Raw genomic sequence first — 17,035 nt, forward strand, 5'->3', positions numbered from 1 at the left:
GCCGCAGAACGGCGCAGGGCGGCGAACGCCGACCGGGCAGCCGCAGAACGGCGCAGGGCGGCGAACGCCGACCGGGCAGCCGCAGAACGGCGGAGGGCGGCCGGGCAGGCGCAGAACGGCGGAGGCTCGGGAAGCCTCCGGAACGGCGAGGGCCGGCGGTCGTGACCGCCGGCCCCTCTTCCGTTTCCGTCAGTGCGCCGTCGGCTACAGCTCGGTGACGTCGAGCTCGCCGTCCGCGTACTGCCTGCGGATGACCTTCTTGTCGAACTTGCCGACGCTCGTCTTCGGCACCGTCGGCACCACCGCCCAGCGCTCGGGCAGCTGCCACTTGGCGATCTTCCCGGCGAGGAACGTCCTCAGCGTCTCGTAGTCCGCCGTGGAGCCCTCCTTCAGCACCACGGTCGCCAGCGGACGCTCGCCCCACTTCTCGTCGGGTACGGCGACGACCGCCGCCTCCGCGACGTCCGGGTGCGCCATGAGCGCGTTCTCCAGCTCGACGCTGGAGATCCACTCGCCGCCCGACTTGATGACGTCCTTGGCCCGGTCGGTCAGCGTCAGATAGCCGTCGCTGCTGATCACGCCGACGTCACCGGTCTTCAGCCAGCCGTCTTCGCTGAACTTGTCCCCCGGCCGGAAGTCCTCGCCGCCCGCACCGCCGTAGTACGCACCGGCGATCCAGTTGCCGCGCACCTCCAGCTCGCCGGCCGACTCGCCGTCCCACGGCAGCAGGTCTCCACCGGGACCGACCAGGCGCGCCTCCACGCCGGCCGGGAAGCGGCCCTGCGTGATGCGGTACGGCCACTCCTCCTCCGCGCTCAGCCCGGCGGGCGGGTGTGCCATCGTGCCGAGCGGCGAGGTCTCCGTCATGCCCCAGGCGTGGCAGAGCCGCACACCGAGCTTGTCGTACGCCTCCATGAGGGACGGCGGGCACGCGGCCCCGCCGATGGTGACCTGCCGCATGGAGGACAGGTCGCGGGGGTTGGCGGTGACCTCCGCGAGCAGTCCTTGCCAGATGGTGGGGACCGCCGCGGCGTGCTGGGGCCTCTCCCGCTCGATCATCTCGGCGAGCGGCGCGGGCTGCAGGAAGCGGTCCGGCATCAGCATGTTGATGCCGGTCATGAACGTGGCGTGCGGCAGTCCCCAGGCGTTCACATGGAACTGGGGGACGACCACGAGGGTCGTGTCCTTGTCGGTCAGCCCCATCGACTCGGCCATGTTGACCTGCATGGAGTGCAGGAAGATCGAGCGGTGGGAGTAGACGACGCCCTTGGGGTCGCCCGTCGTACCGGACGTGTAGCACATCGCCGCTGCGGCGCGCTCGTTCAGCTCGGGCCAGTCGTAGGTGGTCGGGCGGCCGGCGATCAGCTCCTCGTACTCGTGGACCTGCGCCTCCGTGTCGGCGAGGAGCGAGCGGTCACCCGGACCGGAGACGACGATGTGCTCGATCGTCGGCAGGTGGGGGAGCAGCGGCGCCAGCAGCGGCAGCAGCGAACCGTTGACGATCACGGCGCGGTCGGCGGCGTGGTTGACGATCCAGACCAGCTGCTCGGCGGGCAGGCGGAGGTTGAGTGTGTGGAGCACGGCACCCATGGAGGGGATCGCGAAGTACGCCTCGACATGCTCGGCGTTGTTCCACATGAGGGTGGCGACTCTCTCGTCACCGTCGATGCCGAGCTCGTCGCGCAGGGCGTTGGCCAGCTGGGTGGCCCGCCGGCCGGCTTCGGCGAAGGTACGGCGCTGCGGCTCGGCCTCGCCGGTCCAGGTGGTGATCTGCGACTTGCCGTGGATCGTCATCCCATGCTGAAGGATGCGGGTCACAGTCAGCGGTACGTCCTGCATGGTGCTCAGCACGGCGTCCTCCCGGTGGGCGCTAGCGCTACGTGGCAGAAAAGGTGGGTAGATTCTGCGCACATACCACGCGGTATGTCACTACCCAGGGGTAATGAAACGCCGTACTTCACCGCGCAACACTGCACAACAGCGCACACGCCCCGCCACCGGGACACGCCCGGATGCGGAAACCGGACCGTCAGCGGACCGGTGCGAGCTCCGGGTCCTCCCGGAGCTTGCCGAGCGCCCGCGACACGGCACTCTTGACCGTACCGATCGACACCCCGAGCACCTCCGCCGTCTGCGCCTCGCTCAGGTCCTCGTAGTAACGGAGCACGACCATCGCCCGCTGGCGGTCCGGCAGCTTCATCACCGCGCGCCACATCGCGTCGTGCAGCGCCTGCTGCTCCGCGGGGTCGACGGCCGGTCCGGTCTCCTGCTCCGGCAGCTCGTCGCAGACGAACTCGTCCACCTTGCGCTTGCGCCACTGCGACGTGCGCGTGTTCAGCAGGGCGCGGCGGACGTATCCGTCGAGCGCCCGGTGGTCCTCGATCCGCTCCCAGGCGACGTACGTCTTCGTCAGCGCCGTCTGGAGCAGGTCCTCCGCGTCGCTCGGGTTCGAGGTGAGCGACCGTGCGGTGCGCAGCAGTACGGGCCCCCGCGCCCGTACGTACGACGAGAAGGAGGTGTAGGGCGTGTACGACGGCACCGGCGCGGCGGCCTTGGAAGCGCTCGTACAGACTGGCGTGGTCATGGCTCCACGCTAGAAGCGCCCCCGCTGTCGCGGATCGGCCCCAGGTCCCGAAGCGTTGTCCCCCTCAGGTTGTAGGGCCGACGGGAGCCGCACCTCCTGAAGGTGGAGGACACCCCCAGGGGCCTACCCGGGAGCGGCCCCGAGAACCAGTCCCGACGTCGGCACACCGGTGCCCGCGGTGACCAGCGCGGTGGCCGCGCCCGGTATCTGGTTCACCGACGTGCCGCGCAGCTGTCTGACCGCTTCCGCGATGCCGTTCATCCCGTGCAGATACGCCTCTCCCAGCTGCCCTCCATGGGTGTTGAGCGACAGCACGTCACCGGCCACGAAGTCGGCCCCCTCACCGGGCCCGCAGAAGCCGAACTCCTCCAGCTGCATCAGCACGAACGGAGTGAAGTGGTCGTAGATGATCCCCACGTCGATGTCGGCCGGGGCGAGCCCCGAGGTCCGCCACAACTGCCGGGCGACGACCCCCATCTCGGGCAGGCCGGTCAGCTCGTCCCGGTAGAAGCTGGTCATCTGCTCCTGGGCACGGCCGGCACCCTGCGCCGCGGCGAGCACCACCGCCGGCGGGCGTGGCAGGTCACGGGCCCGCTCCACACTGGTGACGACGAGCGCCTGGCCGCCGTCGGTCTCCTGGCAGCAGTCCAGCAGCCGCAGCGGTTCCACGATCCACCGGGAGGCGGCGTGGTCGGCCGGGGTGATCGGGCGGCCGTGGAAGTACGCCGCGGGATTGGTGGCCGCGTGACGCCGGCCGGTGACGGCGACATGACCGAAGGCGTCGGGCGTCAGCCCGTACACGTGCAGATAGCGACGGGCGGCCATCGCGACCCAGGACGCGGGGGTGAGCAGCCCGAACGGAAGGTTCCAGCCGAGCGCCGCGCCCTCCGCGGACGGTTCACGATGCTGCACACCGGAACCGAAACGCCGGCCGGAGCGCTCGTTGAACGCCCGGTAGCAGACAACGACATCGGCGACCCCGGCGGCGATCGCCAGCGCGGCCTGCTGCACGGTGGCGCAGGCCGCACCCCCTCCGTAGTGGACCCGGGAGAAGAACGACAGTTCCCCGATGCCCGCGGCCTGCGCGACGGTGATCTCAGGGCTGGTGTCCATGGTGAACGTGACCATGCCGTCCACGTCCGCGGGGGAGAGGCCGGCATCGTCCACCGCCGCCCGTACGGCCTCGACGGCGAGCTTCAGCTCACTGCGCCCGGAGTCCTTCGAGAACTCGGTCGCCCCGATGCCGACGACGGCCGCCCTGCCGCCGAGCGCGTCCCGGTCGCGGATGGTCACACGCCTTCCTCCGGTTCCGCCGGTTCCTGGAATTCCTTCGGGAGCGTGACCGTCACCGTGCCGGTGACATGGTTGCCGAGACTGTTGGCGCCGACGATCCGGACCTCGGCGGTCGTGCCGTCGAACGCGCCGACCATGCCGCTCAGCACCATCGTGTCGCCCGGGTGGTTGGGGGCGCCGAGCCGTATCGCCACCTTGCGCAACACGGCCCGCTCCCCGAAGAAGTCGGTGACGTACCGGCCCACCAGACCGTTCGTCGTCAGGATGTTCATGAAAATGTCCGGAGAGCCCTTCTCCTTGGCGAGCTCCGCGTCGTGGTGCACATCCTGGAAGTCGCGCGAGGCGATGGCTCCGGCGACGATCAGCGTCCGGGTCACCGGCACGGCGAGGGAAGGCAGCGCCGTCCCGGCACCGAGGGGGCCGCGTTCCATGTCAGCCGACACCTCCTTGTACGCCCCGGAAGACCGGCAGCTCGAACTCACCGTCGATGCGGCTGAATTCCAGCTCCACCGGCATCCCGACCCGCACCCTGTCGGGAGGGATCCCCACCACGTTGCTGACGATCCGCACCCCCTCTGCCAGCTCGATCAGCCCCACCGCGAACGGGGGGTCGAACGCCGGGAACGGCGGATGGTGCATGACCACGTAGGAGAAGACGCTTCCCGAGCCGCTCGCCTCCACCGTGTCCCAGTCCGGCGATCCGCAGCGGCCGCACCCGGGCAGCCACGGGAAACGCAGCGTTCCGCACCCGCCGCAGCGCTGGATGAGCAGCCGGTGCTCGGCCACTCCCTCCCAGAAGCCCGCGTTGTCCCTGTTGACGACCGGGCGCGGGCGGCTTCCCTTCGGCTTCCGGGCCCGGGGCGTGTATTTGAGGATCCGGAAGCGATGTGTGCCCGCCGGCTCGCCGCCCGCCCGTACGTCCATCCGCGTGGTGATGAAGTAACCCGTGCCCAGCTTGGTCGTCTTGCGCTCGGACACGGACTCGATCACCGCGTCGTAGGTGACCCGGTCCCCCGGCCGCAGCGGCCGCAGATACTCCTGCTCGCAGTCGGTCGCCACCACCGAGGTGTAACCGGCGCCGTCGAGCAGCTCGAACAGCTCGTCCTGCGCCGCGGCCCGGCCGGTGTGACCCGACAGACCACCCATCGTCCAGACCTGGAGCATCGTCGGCGGGGCGACGGCGTCCGGCCCGGCATACGCCGGGTTGCCGTCCCCCATCGCCTCGCACCAGTGCCTGATCATCGGCTCGTTGACGCGATCCTTGCCGACGCCCGAGGTCGCGGCGGCCCGCCCCTCGTACGTCTTCAGCCGTGCGTACAACTCGTCGGTCACCGCTCCCCCTTCCGCCCCTCTGCAGAACCTGACTGTCCGTCAGCTCCCTGTTGGATGTCAAGGTCGCGAGCGCCAACCCCACCGTCCGCACCCGCCCCCGACGCCTCCCCGAGCCCCTTGGCTACGCCTGGGCGGCGGCGCCCCCAAGCACCGCCGCGCAGACGATCGTCCCCTTGCTCAGCCTCCCCTCGGGCCGGCCGTCACCACAGCGGCCAGAAGTTCACGGTCACGTTGTCCTGGTCGATGACCGTGAAACCGAGTCCGCCGGCGCCGGCGGTACTGCTCTGAATACTGGCGCCGGACCCGGTCGCCGACTGCTGGGTGGTGGACGAGTTGCCGAAGTTGCTGCCGCCGACGCCGCTGCCGGTGATCGTCGCCACCGACGCGTTCGACCCGTCGTCCGCGAAGCCGCCGTTGTCCGCCTGGGCGACCCCGCCGAGCAGGGAGAACGCGAGGGGCAGGGCGGCGGCAACGGCGAGAACGCGGGCGGAACGGATGCTTGCCATGTCATTCCTCCATGAACGGGAACTGCTCAAGTGCTGCGGACTCCGGGGCGGTTGGCCATCCGCACCCGACTCGATCACGACGTCGCGAGATCAGAATTGCCCACGCGATCCCCGGCGAACCACCCTGGAAGGGGCGATTCGCTCGCAAGCGTGAGGACATGTCGATAAACCCCCTCATTACCCCCGGCGTGTCACCGAGCAACAGAACACGCGAGCCGCGCCACGCCCGGGATGAAGCGTTTCTGCACCTTTTGCGACACCCTCCCCTCTTCCTTTATTCGAACTCCTGTACGAACATAGACCCATGGCCATCACTGCCCGGCAGACCGCCACCCTGGCCCTCGCCCACGCTCTCTCCGCCGCGGAGCGCGGGCTCCCCGTCATCCCCCTGTCCGCCACCAAACTCCCCGCCCTGCGCTCCCCCCACCGTGGTGATCCGGACCCGGTCCTGTGCCGAGGCGAATGCGGGCTCCCGGGCCACGGCGTCCACGACGCCATCACCGACCCGGCGGGCGTGCGCGCTCTGTTCGCGGCCGCCCCGTGGGCCACGGGCTACGGCATCGCGTGCGGGCGTCCACCGCACCACCTGATCGGCATCGACCTCGACACCAAGTCGTCGACCGACTCCATGGCCGAGCTGCAACACCTGGCGCTGCGCCACCTGTTCACCATCCCGGAGACGGTCACGGTCCTCACCCCGAGCGGTGGGCGCCACCTCTGGCTCACCGGCCCACCCGACACGGTCGTCCCCAACTCGGCCGGCCGGCTCGCCCCCGGCATAGACGTCCGCGGCACCGGCGGCTACCTCGTCGGCCCGGGCTCGGTCACCGCCCACGGCGCCTACCGCCTGGCCCCCGGCACGGCGCACCTCCCGCCGGCCCCCTGCCCCCGCGCCCTCCTGCGCCTGATCACACCCCCCGCGCGCCCCCGCTCCAGGCGGGGACCGGCCCACGGAGACGGACACGGGCTGGTCCAGTTCGTCCTCGGGGCTCAGGAGGGCCAGCGCAACACCCGGCTGTTCTGGGCGGCCTGCCGTGCCTACGAGAACGGTCTCGGCGACACCCTGACGGCCGCCCTCACCGACGCGGCGGTCCACGCCGGCCTCACAGAACGCGAGGCCGAGGCCACCATCGCCTCCGCCGCCCGCCTCACCACGGGCCGCGGCACCCGCTGACCCGGCCCGCCCGGTGTCGACCGCGCACGCGGCCTCCGCACCGGGGGTCGTCACGGTCGAGCCCGACGCCGAAACGAGGCCCGTCGGGGTGAGGCCCGGCAAAGCCGGCTGCACAGCTCACCGGACCCGGGCCCCGGACACGCGAACGGCCCCTGACCGGGTCTCCTGGTCAGGGGCCGTTCCGCCTGGCGGTGGGTGTGGGATTTGAACCCACGGTGACTCGCGCCACGACGGTTTTCAAGACCAGTCCACCTACCGTCCAAACAACGCACTGACCTCGACAGACGACCCGCGCCGCCCTCATCACGGGGTCTTCCTGGCCAGAGGTTGGCCACGATGAGCCGCCCAGGCACCACGCCCCCCAATACGAACTACCGGCGGCACGGTCATTGCGGTCCAAGACGCTGGTCGTGCGGTCACTGGGGCCATTTGTGGTCGGTCGCGGTCGCGGTGGTTGCTGTACTCCACTGCTGTACTGTGCCGCATTGGAACCGTTCCGGCAGTTTTTCGCTTACCTGATCACCTGCCGGACACCCCTCTTCATGAATGCTTCATGAAAGCGCGATGTAGTGGCCCTTGACCTGGGAGGGTGAAGCAACCATCACACGGTCCCTTCACCCTCCTGCAACCGGCCACTCAGGCTATGTGTGCTCCCACTTGCCCGAGCCGCCCGCCTCTACGAGGCCCCCTCCCGCGGCCACGCCGTTGAACTGGCCAACCGGTAGGCCGTCGCTCCTGAACCAGTTCGCCTGAAGCAGGCCACCGCCTACATCGACACCCTGCACGTGTACCGAGGTGACGTCCTGGAAGAACGCGTCCCAACTGTCGTAGGCCGTGTACATGAACCCGACGGAGCTGCCGAAGTAAGCAGGGCCGCCCCAGATGGTGTGGTCGTACAGCCATGGTTGGCCGTCCGGCGTGACCTGCACTTTGCCCCAGACTGCGATCTTCACGTCTGCCGTCGCACCGATCGGTGCAGGCACAGAGGCGCTAGCCAGCTTCTCCAGGAAGCTTTCCACCTCACTTGCCCCGACTCGAACACCCAGGGCGTTCATCGTGGCCTGCTGCGCAAGAGACTGCGTGGGGCCGAGTTCTTCTCTAGTGAGAGTTTGAGTCATGGTCAGTCCTTTCTCTGGCGTGATCGGATACCTGGCCAGTCGGATAACTGGTTCATGGGTGCCCTAAGTCAAACCAGGCCAGGAAGATGCCCGGACAGGAGGCGTCTGCGCAGATGAGAAGTTGTCGGCCACTCCCTGACAAGAAAATATAAACCTGCTCAGGTAGGCGACTCGGCCCCGACATCCATTCTTAGGCCGATGACCCGGATCCGCAATTCGGGGGATTGATTAACGCATCAATAGAATATGTAACTTTCTCGACCTGGAACACGGGAAGCACCATCGAAGGCGGTCGCTGTCAACGTGACTCAGCGGATCCAACGCGGAACTGAAGGTGAGCGAGCGGGCGCGCCTGAAGGAACTCGAACGACGCAATCACGAGCTGGAGACGGGAGTTACCTTCCTGGAATAGCGGCAGCGTACTTCACGAAAGATCCCTGATAGCAGGCAAGTACGCGTTTCATCGGCGAGATATGGCTAGACACCCAGGAGTGCGCGCACAGCGTCGAGTTCATGTGGCGTCGACTCGGCGTATCCAGATCTCACTACTATGACTGGCGATCCCACCCGGAATCCGCGACGGCCCAACGGCGCGTCGAACTGAAGCTGCTCATAAAGAAAGCCTTCGGCATGTCCGACGGCGCCTGACAACGGCTGACCAAATGAGTGGATCGGTCCTGGTTGCCGAGTCCGGGACGGGAGTTGAGCGTTCGGTCCGGTGTGGTTGCAGTCGAGCCGTCTCCAAGTTTGGCGATAAGGGAAAGCTTGTCCGCAGTGATCAGTACGCGGAATTGTCCTTCCGTGTCTCATCGGGTCGTACATGGCGGATGGGGTACGCCGGCGCGCTCTCGACCTGGGTGAAATTAATGTTTAGCGCGGAATCGCGCTTGACTACGTGAGATGAGTGGAAACTAAATGTGGAGCATGCTGACCCACATGCCTGTGGGTGACGAATCGGACGCGTCCGTACCTCCGAATGGATGAGCTGCGAATAGTGGGTCAAACGGCAGGAGGGTGCGACTGGCTGGCCGGCTGGTGTAGGGACAAGGTCGGCGGAGCGGCTTTGGGGTGGCGCTGCTTTGGTGGCCCCGTAAGCTTCCGGCGCATCGGGCAGTCTGTGGACCTGCCCGGTAAAGCACAACGTTGGGCGGTGAGGGGCCTCGCGTATTCCGGACAGGTGTCCGACCGTTGATTTCACGCGGCGATTCGCAACTTCTCGTACTCGGTGTGGACTTCGCATGGAGGGCGGTAACCCACCGCCGGGTGGAGGCGTTTGCGATTATACCAGAATTCGATGTAGCGAGTGATGTCCTGCCGGGCGGCCTCGCGGGTCAGATAAGTCACTCTTGATACACGCTCGTTCTTCAGGGCGCCGAAGAATGATTCGGCCATGGCGTTGTCGAAACAGATTACGGTGCGGCCGGAAGATCTGCGGAGCCCGAGCCGGTCGAGCGTCTTCCCGAACTCCGCTGACATGTAGTTGCTTCCGCGGTCGGAGTGAAATATCGCACCGGCCGAGAGGATCCTATTGCGTGCCGCGTTGCGGATCGCCCTGGATATCAACGGGGTTTGGTAGTGATCGTCCATGGCATAACCGATGACTTCCTTCGTGCAGCAGTCGATGACCGTTGCGAGGTACGGCCAGCCTTCCCCGGTCGCGATGTAAGTGATATCGCCGACGAGTTTTTCACCGGGTGCGTCAGCGGTGAAGTTGCGGCCGACGAGGTCCGGCATTTGGGCGGCCGTGGCCTTGGTGAGGTTGAACCTCCTCGGCCTCGGCTGGCAGGGCACCAGGCCCAGCTCGCGCATGAGCCGGCGGACCAGTTCCAGGCCCGCGGTGACGCCCCAGCGGTCCATCTGGGCATGGATGCGCCGGTGGCCGTAAGTGCCGTCGGACATGTCGAGGGCTTTCTCGACGAGCCGTTTCAGTTCGTCGCGCCGCTGGGCCGTTGCGGATTCCGGGCGGGATCACCAGTCGTAGTAGCCGGATCTGGAGACGCCGAGCCGGCCGCACATGAACTCGACGCTGTATGCGTACTCCTCGGTGTCGAGTCGCATCTCGTCGATGAACTCGTACTTGCTTGCTACCGGGGGTCCTTCGCGAAGTACGCTGCGGCTTTCTTCAGGAAGGTAACTTCCATCTCCAGTTCGCGGTTGCGTCGTTCGAGTTCCTTCAGGCGCGCTCGCTCGTTCACCGTAAGTTCCGCATCGGGAGCCGGTTCCTGCTGCCTGGCCTTGTCTTTAGCTCGTGAGTCCGGGAATGCGGAGATCTCCGGTTGGGCGCACGAGATGCGTGCCTGGTTCGCCCTGACGACCGGTGACTACCGCGGCATCCTCGCGGCGTCCCAGGCCGGGACGGAGTCGGCTCCCGCGCATGGCGTGGCCGTGCAGCTCGCCGCCCAGGAGGCGAAGGGTTGGGCGAGGCTGGGTGACCGGCGACAGACCGAGGTGGCGTTGGACCGGGGGCGCAAGCTCCTCGAGGGGATGCCGTATCCCGAGAACCTGGATCACCACTTTGTGGTGGACCCGGCGAAGTTCGACTTCTACGCGATGGACTGTTATCGGCTGCTCGGAGAGGACCGGTTCGCCGAGAACCTCGCCCATGAGGTGATCCGGGCGGGTACCGACTTCGACGGGTCCGAGCGATCGCCGATGCGCATGGCGGAGGCGAGGATCACGCTGGGCGTGGTCGCAGCCAGGCAGGGTGACCTGGACCAGGCCGTGAACTACGGCGAGTGGGCGCTGAAGGGCGACCGGCAGTCCCTGCCGTCCCTGCTCATGGTCAGCCGCGAGCTGGCAGCGATCGTCAATCGGGACTTCGCCAATGAGTCGACGGGCCGGGAGTACCTGGATCACCTGACCGCGCTGAGTCGCGCAAGCTAAGTGTTCGCCAACGGACTCTGCACCAAGAGCGGTTGCCCAATGGCCTGCGGCAAGCGGCTAGGTTCAGCGCCATGATCACTCAGATAGTGACGCTCGTCGGCGTCCTCATTGGTGCCCTGACCTCATTTCTGGCCACGAGCATGGCCGAGCGTGCCCGGCACCAACGGGCCATGACGACCCGCTGGGACGAACGCAAGCTCGACACGTACATCGAGTACGCCTCATGCGTGAAAGAAATATCCAGTACCGCGAAACGGGCCCGGCAAGCGGTGGCGGGAACGGAGACGCACACAGAATATTTCGCAGCGATGGAGGCGGCCGAGCTGAGGCGCTCGGTGCTCTTCGAGACCTTGGTGCTCCTGGCCTCGCCAGCAGCGATCAAGGCCGCCCACGAGGTCAACCTCGTCCTATGGCAGGAGGAGATCGCGACTCGCAACAACGACGGCATGCCGGTGCAGGGGGATCTGGTGGCCCTGATGAACGCCTACCACGAACAGGCCCGGATCGATCTGGGCATTCCCCGCAGCGCCTGGCAGCAGTAAGACCTGTTACAGGTTTCTCTACCTCGATCAAGTCACCGCGCACAGCGCGGTGCGGCCCGCCCTCAGCGGGCGGGGCCGACATCTGTCTTCGCCCGGTCGACCCTCGCCCGCAGGCGGGCCGCAATGGCGCAACAGGCACTTCCGTGGACGATCACGCTCAGCCAGGCTGCATTGCATGGGGACCAGCCACTCACAGCCAATCATCCGCGTCACGTTCACCGACTTCCTGCCGGATCCAGACGATGATGACTGCCTGCGTCGGGCCGTCAACGTTGCCGCTGACCTGATCACCTTCGAAGACGACCATGCCGTTCTGTGGCTCGCAGGAGTCGAATCCGGCCGGTATCCGCTGTCCGACATCGCCACCCTCGCTCCGGCAGAGCTACGTGGCGGCGTCCGCCAGCCCAAGGACCCCGCAGCTGTGCGCGCCAAGTATCCCAATGCTTACCAGCCCTGGTCGCCAGAAGACGAAGAGCGCCTGCTTGCCATGTACCGCGATGGTTCGAAGGACCCGGCCGACCTGGCCGCGGAGTTCGGCCGGCAACCCAGCGCCATCCGTCGACTGGCCAAGCTGGGGCTTGAGCACCTGGCTGCGGGCGAGGCCACGGCAGAGGTGTAGGCAACAGTGGCTGAGGCGGTCGGCTCCACGGCTTTAGCCTCCCCCTTTCGCTTCGAGTGGTTGAGCTGGGGTGATGGCGGAGGACTGGTGCTGTCGGGCCCTGGTCGGTGAGTGGGCATGGCTTGGGCCCGACGCTCGGGCCGGGCTCTCCAACGGGTTCCTTGGTGGTGGGCGGGCAGGGACAGTGCAGCAGGTCAGGTGGCTGGTCGCGGTAGTGCCGTGAGGCGCGCGAAGGCGTTGATGAGTTCGTGCCGCCAGGGCCAGGCCGCGGCGATCCGCAGGCGAAGGCGGCGGCCGCCGCGAGTGATGCGGGCGGCTGCGTGCAGCAGCCGGTAGCGCAGCTTCTTCGGCTCGGCGGTGGCCAACTCTCCTTCCAGCAGCAGGGTCTGGGCCCAGGCGAGCAGGTCGGTGGCGGCCAGTGACAGCTCCAGCCACGCTTGGTTGAGGGTGAAGTGGCGGGAGGGAAAGCGGCCGAAGCCGGTGGTCTTTCCGCAGCGGATGCGGTCCTCGACGCGTGCGTGCGCTCGGTGGCGGACCTCCAGGTGTTGCAGCGAGCCTTCGCCGTAGGGGGTGTCGGTCAGGAAGACCTGGTGGCGCATGCCCTCGTCGAGGTCGAACACGGACAGTTGGGCGCCGGGGTGCGGGCGCTCGCGGCGGACGATGATCCGGGTGCCATCGGGGTAGCCGTCCAGGTCGACCATGCCGGTCAGCTCGGCGACCTCGGCGCCGGTGCGCAGGGTGCCGTCTTGCTCCAGCGCGGGGTGCCAGACCTCATCGGGCAGGGCGCGGATCGCGCGGCGGACCGGTTCGGTGACGGGATGTCCGACCGAGAAGGATGTGTGGACGCCTCGGGCGCGCAGGGCCCGCAGGTGGGCCAGGAACGCTTTGGCTCCTCCGGCGCTGTCGGTGCGGACGAGGATGGGGGTGCCGTGGCGGCGGTCGTCGGGGATCTGGGCGAGCGCCGCATCGAGGACGGTGATGTGGTCGGCGGCGGTGTTGGCGCCGGCGTTTCCTGGCCGCAGCAGTCCGGCCAGGGCTTCGCCGGTGTTGTCCAGGAAGCACAACAGCGGGTGGTAGCCGAAGCCCCGCTTGTAGGTGGCTGCGGCCTGCTCTTTCTCGGAGTGGCAGGTGACCAGGGTGGCATCCATATCAATGACCAGCCCGGGCAGGTCCCGCCCGCCGGCCTGGGCCGCGGGTATGCCGCTGTCTGTCTCGGCGGCCTGCAGCCAGGCGACCTCGCGCGCTGCAGCTCGGGCCGTGCGCAGCGCTGCCAGTGCCGTGTGGTCGATGCCGGCCAGGAGGCGCCAGGCGGTCGGGGTAGAGGCCACCGGGCCGAACACCTCGGCCTGGTCACGCAGTAGGGCCAAGTCGGCGATGGCTTCGCCGCCGTCCGCGAGCATCACCGCCACGTCTACCGCGATCCTGCCCGGGTTGTGTCCGGTGCCGCGTGGCCGCAGGCGGCGCAGCGCGTCGGTGAACGCGTCGGTCAGGCCGGTGGCGTCAGCGAGATCGGCCAGCAGACGGGAACCGGCATGGGCGACCACCCCGTGGCCGTCGGCCGAGACGACGAGCTTGGGGCGCGACCCGGTAGTGTGCACGCAGAAAGTGCCTTCCTGCTGGGATGACAGAGACCTTCGACAAGCCTCATCTTCCCAGCTCAGAGGGCACTTTCGCGTTTCCGGTCAAGATCCGGACACGGCGGCAAGTGAAACGCGCAGGTTAGGCAGCCACCATGGGGCGAGCCTCGAAGATCGGGGCCCACATCGGGCTATTGCGGGCAGGTCCAGAGACTGCCCGAGTCGCGGGAAGCTTACGGGCCCCGATCTCTCGCCCCATGGCAGCTCCCGCCCAAAGCCGCTACACCAACCTCCGAGGGTCAGCCTCGGGACTCAGACGACCGCCAGGCGGAGACGCAGGCAGCCCTTAGAGCGACCCCGACGAGACGAGCCCGGTGGAAAAAAGAGTCAATGTCAACTTAAGGCACGTTTATCTCTCTAGCGTGGGGTAATCGTGACGAGGGCAGCGCCGATCTTGACGCAGTCTTTCTCCGTGGAGTGCACCAAGTGCTTCGCACCACCAAGGAAGGGATGCATGCCATGTCCACTTCGGACCCCACCCCCGGCCGCCGCACCAGCGCCGACCCAGGGACACGTCGCCTGACTACAGAGACGAAGTCGGCCCTGAAGACGACGGAATTCTTCGTCTACATCGCCTGCGTGATCGCCGTTCTGATCGCCTCCATGGTCGTGGGCACCGAAGACAACCACGTCGACTACTTCCGTGCCGACCGCGCCTGGCTGTACATCGTGTTTCTGACCGTCGGCTACATGATCAGCCGAGGACTGGCCAAGTCCGGAAGCCGCGACCACTACGACTCCTGAGCCGTCGGCAACCCGTTAAACCAGCGGCCGACACGCAAGAAGCCGTGATGCATGGCTTGCAATGGCCAGCACACCCCGCCTCCACGGGCAGGCGGGTGATCCCGGGAAGGCCGCGGTCACCACTGACGTGAGTTGGCCCCAGGAATCAAGGTAACTGCGTAACGAACCGCCCCCGCCTGTAGTCGACGGGGGCGACCCAACGCCAGACGGTTGCGGCGCGTAGGACGGGACCTACCCTCAGTGCTTGGCGATGGCCATACCGAGGAAGATTCCCACCACCAGCGCGGCGCTGCCCGTGGCCATCACGGCCCACGTTCCGCTTTGGGTAGCGGCGAATGTAGAGGTCATCCCTGCCTGCGTCGCCGCCTGAGTCGCCTGCGCTCCCGCCATGGCGGCCTCCTGCACCGCCAGACCCGTCTCCAGCTTCTGGACTTTGCTCTCCATCTCAGATGTCTCCATCGTGCGGTTCCTCTCTGCCGTTGTGTTGTGCCGACTTGATGTCGGCATCCGCATCGATCCGTTCCCCGTTGCAGCGATGCGGTGACGAAGGGAAGCCGTGGAGCACCCGTTTGCCCACCAGGCGAGACGGCCCTGGTCATGGCCGGGGTGGTACAAGACGCGGCCGTGCCCCTACCGTGCCCGTTCAGTATGGAAACAGCGGGGAACAGCGGTAGCCGGCAGACAACGCTCAAGCGGACGGCCCCTGACCGTGTTGCCTGGTCAGGGGCCGTTCATCTGCGGTGGGTGTGGGATTTGAACCCACGGTGACATCGCTGCCACGACGGTTTTCAAGACCGTTCCCTTAGGCCGCTCGGGCAACCCACCCACGCCCCGCCTCACCTGCTGCGGAGCGGGTACAGACTACCGGGCCGACGTCGTCGGGCGCAGCAGCGTTCCGGGACGGGGGTGTGTGGGGTGGGTCAGCTGTCGCCCTTGCGTTCGCCGAGGACGAGCTCCACCTTGTGGGACTTGCCGTCCCGTTCGTAGGTCATGGCGACCTTGTCGCCCGGCTTGTGGGTCCAGATCTCGCTGATCAGGGTCGGTCCGCTGTCGATCGGCTTGCCGTTGAACCTGGTGATGAGGTCGCCCGGCTTGAGCCCGGCCTCCGCGGCCGGACCGTTCGGGGTCACTGCCGGGGTGCCGCCCGCGCCCTCTTCCGTGATGCGCGCGCCCGAGCCCTGCTCGGACATGTCGACCGTGGCGCCGATCACCGGGTAGACCGGCTGGCCCGTCTTGATCAGCTGAGCCGCGACCGTCTTCGCCTGGTTGATCGGGATGGCGAACCCGAGGCCGATGGAGCCGGCCTGGGTCTGGCCGAAGCCGCCGTTGCCCGCCGACTGGATGGCCGAGTTGATGCCGATGACCGCGCCCCGCGAGTCCAGCAGCGGGCCGCCGGAGTTGCCCGGGTTGATCGACGCGTCGGTCTGCAGCGCGCTCATGTACGAGTTCTTGCCGCTCGAGCCGTCGCCGGAGGCGACCGGGCGGTTCTTGGCGCTGATGATGCCGGTGGTGACGGTGTTGGACAGCCCGAAGGGCGCGCCGATCGCGATGGTCGAGTCCCCGACCGCGACCTTCTCGGAGTCGCCGAGGGGCAGCGGGTCGATGCCGGAGGGGGTGTTCTTCAGCTTCAGGACGGCCACGTCGTAGCCTTGGGCCCGGCCGACCACTTCGGCGTCGTACTTCTTGCCGTCGGAGAAGATCACCGACAGGGTGCCGCCCTCTGCCGCGGAGGCCACCACATGGTTGTTGGTGAGGATGTGGCCTTCCTTGTCGAAGACGAAGCCGGTGCCCGTGCCGCCCTCGCCCTCCGCGCCCTCGATGCCCGCGCCGCCCGACTTCGCCTCGATCGTGACCACGCTGGGCAGTGCGTTCGCCGCGACCGCGGCGACCGTGCCCGGGTCGCGCTTGAGGCTCTGCGGGGTGGTCGCGGAGACCGTGGTCGAGCTGGAGCCGTTGTCGTTGCGCTCGGCCGCCCAGTAGCCGACGCCGCCGCCGACACCACCGGCGACGAGCGCCGCCGCGAGGACCGTGGCCGCCAGGCCGCCGGCGCGCTTCCGCCGGGGCTGCTGCGCCGGTGCCGGCGCTCCCCAGGCAGGACCGCCGCTGCCGCCTCCGTAAGAGGGGAGCGTGGGCGGCGGCGGGGGCCAGCCGCCACCGGCGTGGTGGGCAGTCGCGGGAGCGCCGGCCGGAGCCGGCGCGGGCGGCGGGGTCTCGCCGCCGTGGACGGGGATCGGCGCCGTGGCGGCGTCGGGCCCGGGGGAGTGGCCGGGCTGTTCCGGCGAGGCCCCCGTCGGTCCGTGCGGAGGCGGGGAGGGGTGGGAGGCGGCGGAATCCGCCGTTCCGGGTGCTGGATCGCGTGCCGGGTCGTGTGCCGCCTGCGCCGCCTGTGCCGCGTCGTGCGAGCCGGTTCCCGGCTCCGGGGACGGCGATCCCTCGGGAGCGGCGCCCGGCACAGGAGGTACGGACGGGGCGGCCGGGACCGCGTTGCCCTCGTTCTCGGTGCTCACAGCTCTCTTCTCCTCAGGTTCCACGTCCGTCTCCGGCCGGCGGACATCCGCACGGGCCGGTACCGGGTCACGTCGGGGCTTCCGCTTCACACGTGT

The 17,035-nt window shown here is 68.1% G+C and carries 15 protein-coding genes, 1 tRNA gene and 1 pseudogene; 5 read left to right on the top strand and 12 right to left on the bottom strand.

Going from position 1 to position 17,035, the window contains the following annotated elements:
* Positions 1–204 precede the first annotated feature (204 nt).
* The 6 genes from OGH68_RS18120 to OGH68_RS18145 all read right to left on the bottom strand — a co-directional run bounded on the left by OGH68_RS18120 (position 205) and on the right by OGH68_RS18145 (position 5,715).
* Complete coding sequence (locus tag OGH68_RS18120) at positions 205–1,851, bottom strand: long-chain fatty acid--CoA ligase (protein ID WP_264245276.1); 1,647 nt, start codon at positions 1,849–1,851, stop codon at positions 205–207.
* 178 nt (positions 1,852–2,029) lie between these two features.
* Positions 2,030–2,584 carry a SigE family RNA polymerase sigma factor gene (locus tag OGH68_RS18125; protein WP_264245278.1) on the bottom strand — a complete coding sequence of 185 codons (555 nt, stop codon included), beginning with the start codon at positions 2,582–2,584 and terminating at the stop codon, positions 2,030–2,032.
* A gap of 123 nt (positions 2,585–2,707) precedes the next feature.
* Positions 2,708–3,877 carry a lipid-transfer protein gene (locus OGH68_RS18130; protein WP_264245280.1) on the bottom strand — a complete coding sequence of 390 codons (1,170 nt, stop codon included), beginning with the start codon at positions 3,875–3,877 and terminating at the stop codon, positions 2,708–2,710.
* Entirely contained in the window at positions 3,874–4,308 is a 435-nt protein-coding gene (locus OGH68_RS18135) for a MaoC family dehydratase (protein WP_264245282.1), read from the bottom strand. The genes OGH68_RS18130 and OGH68_RS18135 overlap by 4 nt, the downstream gene beginning before the upstream one ends.
* A gap of 1 nt (position 4,309) precedes the next feature.
* A complete protein-coding gene (locus OGH68_RS18140; protein WP_264245284.1) occupies positions 4,310–5,209 on the bottom strand; it encodes a bifunctional MaoC family dehydratase N-terminal/OB-fold nucleic acid binding domain-containing protein in 900 nt (299 codons plus the stop codon).
* A 200-nt stretch (positions 5,210–5,409) separates the two neighbouring features.
* Positions 5,410–5,715, bottom strand: coding sequence for a hypothetical protein (locus OGH68_RS18145; protein ID WP_264245286.1), 306 nt, complete (start codon positions 5,713–5,715; stop codon positions 5,410–5,412).
* A 304-nt stretch (positions 5,716–6,019) separates the two neighbouring features.
* Here OGH68_RS18145 and OGH68_RS18150 point away from each other — a divergent pair, with 304 nt between their 5' ends.
* Positions 6,020–6,889 (top strand): bifunctional DNA primase/polymerase, encoded by an 870-nt coding sequence (locus tag OGH68_RS18150; protein ID WP_264245288.1) that lies wholly within the window; start codon positions 6,020–6,022, stop codon positions 6,887–6,889.
* Positions 6,890–7,530: 641 nt separating this feature from the next.
* On the opposite strand, the gene OGH68_RS18155 is transcribed toward OGH68_RS18150, so the two are convergent.
* Both OGH68_RS18155 and OGH68_RS18160 read right to left on the bottom strand, forming a co-directional pair.
* Positions 7,531–8,007 (bottom strand): hypothetical protein, encoded by a 477-nt coding sequence (locus OGH68_RS18155; RefSeq protein WP_264245290.1) that lies wholly within the window; start codon positions 8,005–8,007, stop codon positions 7,531–7,533.
* A 1,194-nt stretch (positions 8,008–9,201) separates the two neighbouring features.
* Positions 9,202–9,960 (bottom strand): annotated as a pseudogene (locus tag OGH68_RS18160) (IS3 family transposase); the annotation flags it as partial.
* A 336-nt stretch (positions 9,961–10,296) separates the two neighbouring features.
* On the opposite strand from OGH68_RS18160, the gene OGH68_RS18165 reads away from it, so the two are divergent.
* The 3 genes from OGH68_RS18165 to OGH68_RS18175 all read left to right on the top strand — a co-directional run bounded on the left by OGH68_RS18165 (position 10,297) and on the right by OGH68_RS18175 (position 12,051).
* On the top strand, positions 10,297–10,890 hold the full coding sequence (locus tag OGH68_RS18165) for a hypothetical protein (RefSeq protein ID WP_264245291.1): 594 nt from the start codon (positions 10,297–10,299) through the stop codon (positions 10,888–10,890).
* A 71-nt stretch (positions 10,891–10,961) separates the two neighbouring features.
* Positions 10,962–11,432: a hypothetical protein gene (locus tag OGH68_RS18170; protein WP_264245293.1), complete on the top strand. Its 471-nt coding sequence runs from the start codon at positions 10,962–10,964 to the stop codon at positions 11,430–11,432.
* Positions 11,433–11,607: 175 nt separating this feature from the next.
* On the top strand, positions 11,608–12,051 hold the full coding sequence (locus tag OGH68_RS18175) for a hypothetical protein (protein WP_264245295.1): 444 nt from the start codon (positions 11,608–11,610) through the stop codon (positions 12,049–12,051).
* A gap of 194 nt (positions 12,052–12,245) precedes the next feature.
* On the opposite strand, the gene OGH68_RS18180 is transcribed toward OGH68_RS18175, so the two are convergent.
* Complete coding sequence (locus OGH68_RS18180; protein WP_413470966.1) at positions 12,246–13,649, bottom strand: IS1380 family transposase; 1,404 nt, start codon at positions 13,647–13,649, stop codon at positions 12,246–12,248.
* Between the two features lie 498 nt (positions 13,650–14,147).
* Between OGH68_RS18180 and OGH68_RS18185 the strand changes: the two genes are divergently transcribed.
* Complete coding sequence (locus OGH68_RS18185) at positions 14,148–14,432, top strand: hypothetical protein (RefSeq protein WP_264245297.1); 285 nt, start codon at positions 14,148–14,150, stop codon at positions 14,430–14,432.
* 237 nt (positions 14,433–14,669) lie between these two features.
* Here the strand turns inward: OGH68_RS18185 and OGH68_RS18190 are convergent, their stop codons facing one another.
* From OGH68_RS18190 to OGH68_RS18200, 3 genes are all read right to left on the bottom strand, one after another.
* Positions 14,670–14,876, bottom strand: coding sequence for a hypothetical protein (locus tag OGH68_RS18190; protein ID WP_264245299.1), 207 nt, complete (start codon positions 14,874–14,876; stop codon positions 14,670–14,672).
* 294 nt (positions 14,877–15,170) lie between these two features.
* Positions 15,171–15,257, bottom strand: a tRNA-Ser gene (locus OGH68_RS18195).
* Between the two features lie 95 nt (positions 15,258–15,352).
* Positions 15,353–16,939: a S1C family serine protease gene (locus tag OGH68_RS18200; protein WP_264245301.1), complete on the bottom strand. Its 1,587-nt coding sequence runs from the start codon at positions 16,937–16,939 to the stop codon at positions 15,353–15,355.
* Positions 16,940–17,035 lie beyond the last annotated feature (96 nt).

Origin of the sequence: Streptomyces peucetius (assembly GCF_025854275.1) — a bacterium.
GTDB lineage: Bacteria > Actinomycetota > Actinomycetes > Streptomycetales > Streptomycetaceae > Streptomyces > Streptomyces peucetius_A.

Coding starts and splice junctions, on each gene's coding strand:
- OGH68_RS18170 (WP_264245293.1), top strand. CDS start 10,962: ATGATCACTCAGATAGTGACGCTCGTCGGCGTCCTCATTGGTGCCCTG.
- OGH68_RS18135 (WP_264245282.1), bottom strand. CDS start 4,308: ATGGAACGCGGCCCCCTCGGTGCCGGGACGGCGCTGCCTTCCCTCGCC.
- OGH68_RS18155 (WP_264245290.1), bottom strand. CDS start 8,007: ATGACTCAAACTCTCACTAGAGAAGAACTCGGCCCCACGCAGTCTCTT.
- OGH68_RS18185 (WP_264245297.1), top strand. CDS start 14,148: ATGTCCACTTCGGACCCCACCCCCGGCCGCCGCACCAGCGCCGACCCA.
- OGH68_RS18145 (WP_264245286.1), bottom strand. CDS start 5,715: ATGGCAAGCATCCGTTCCGCCCGCGTTCTCGCCGTTGCCGCCGCCCTG.
- OGH68_RS18175 (WP_264245295.1), top strand. CDS start 11,608: ATGGGGACCAGCCACTCACAGCCAATCATCCGCGTCACGTTCACCGAC.
- OGH68_RS18125 (WP_264245278.1), bottom strand. CDS start 2,584: ATGACCACGCCAGTCTGTACGAGCGCTTCCAAGGCCGCCGCGCCGGTG.
- OGH68_RS18150 (WP_264245288.1), top strand. CDS start 6,020: ATGGCCATCACTGCCCGGCAGACCGCCACCCTGGCCCTCGCCCACGCT.
- OGH68_RS18190 (WP_264245299.1), bottom strand. CDS start 14,876: ATGGAGAGCAAAGTCCAGAAGCTGGAGACGGGTCTGGCGGTGCAGGAG.
- OGH68_RS18165 (WP_264245291.1), top strand. CDS start 10,297: ATGCGTGCCTGGTTCGCCCTGACGACCGGTGACTACCGCGGCATCCTC.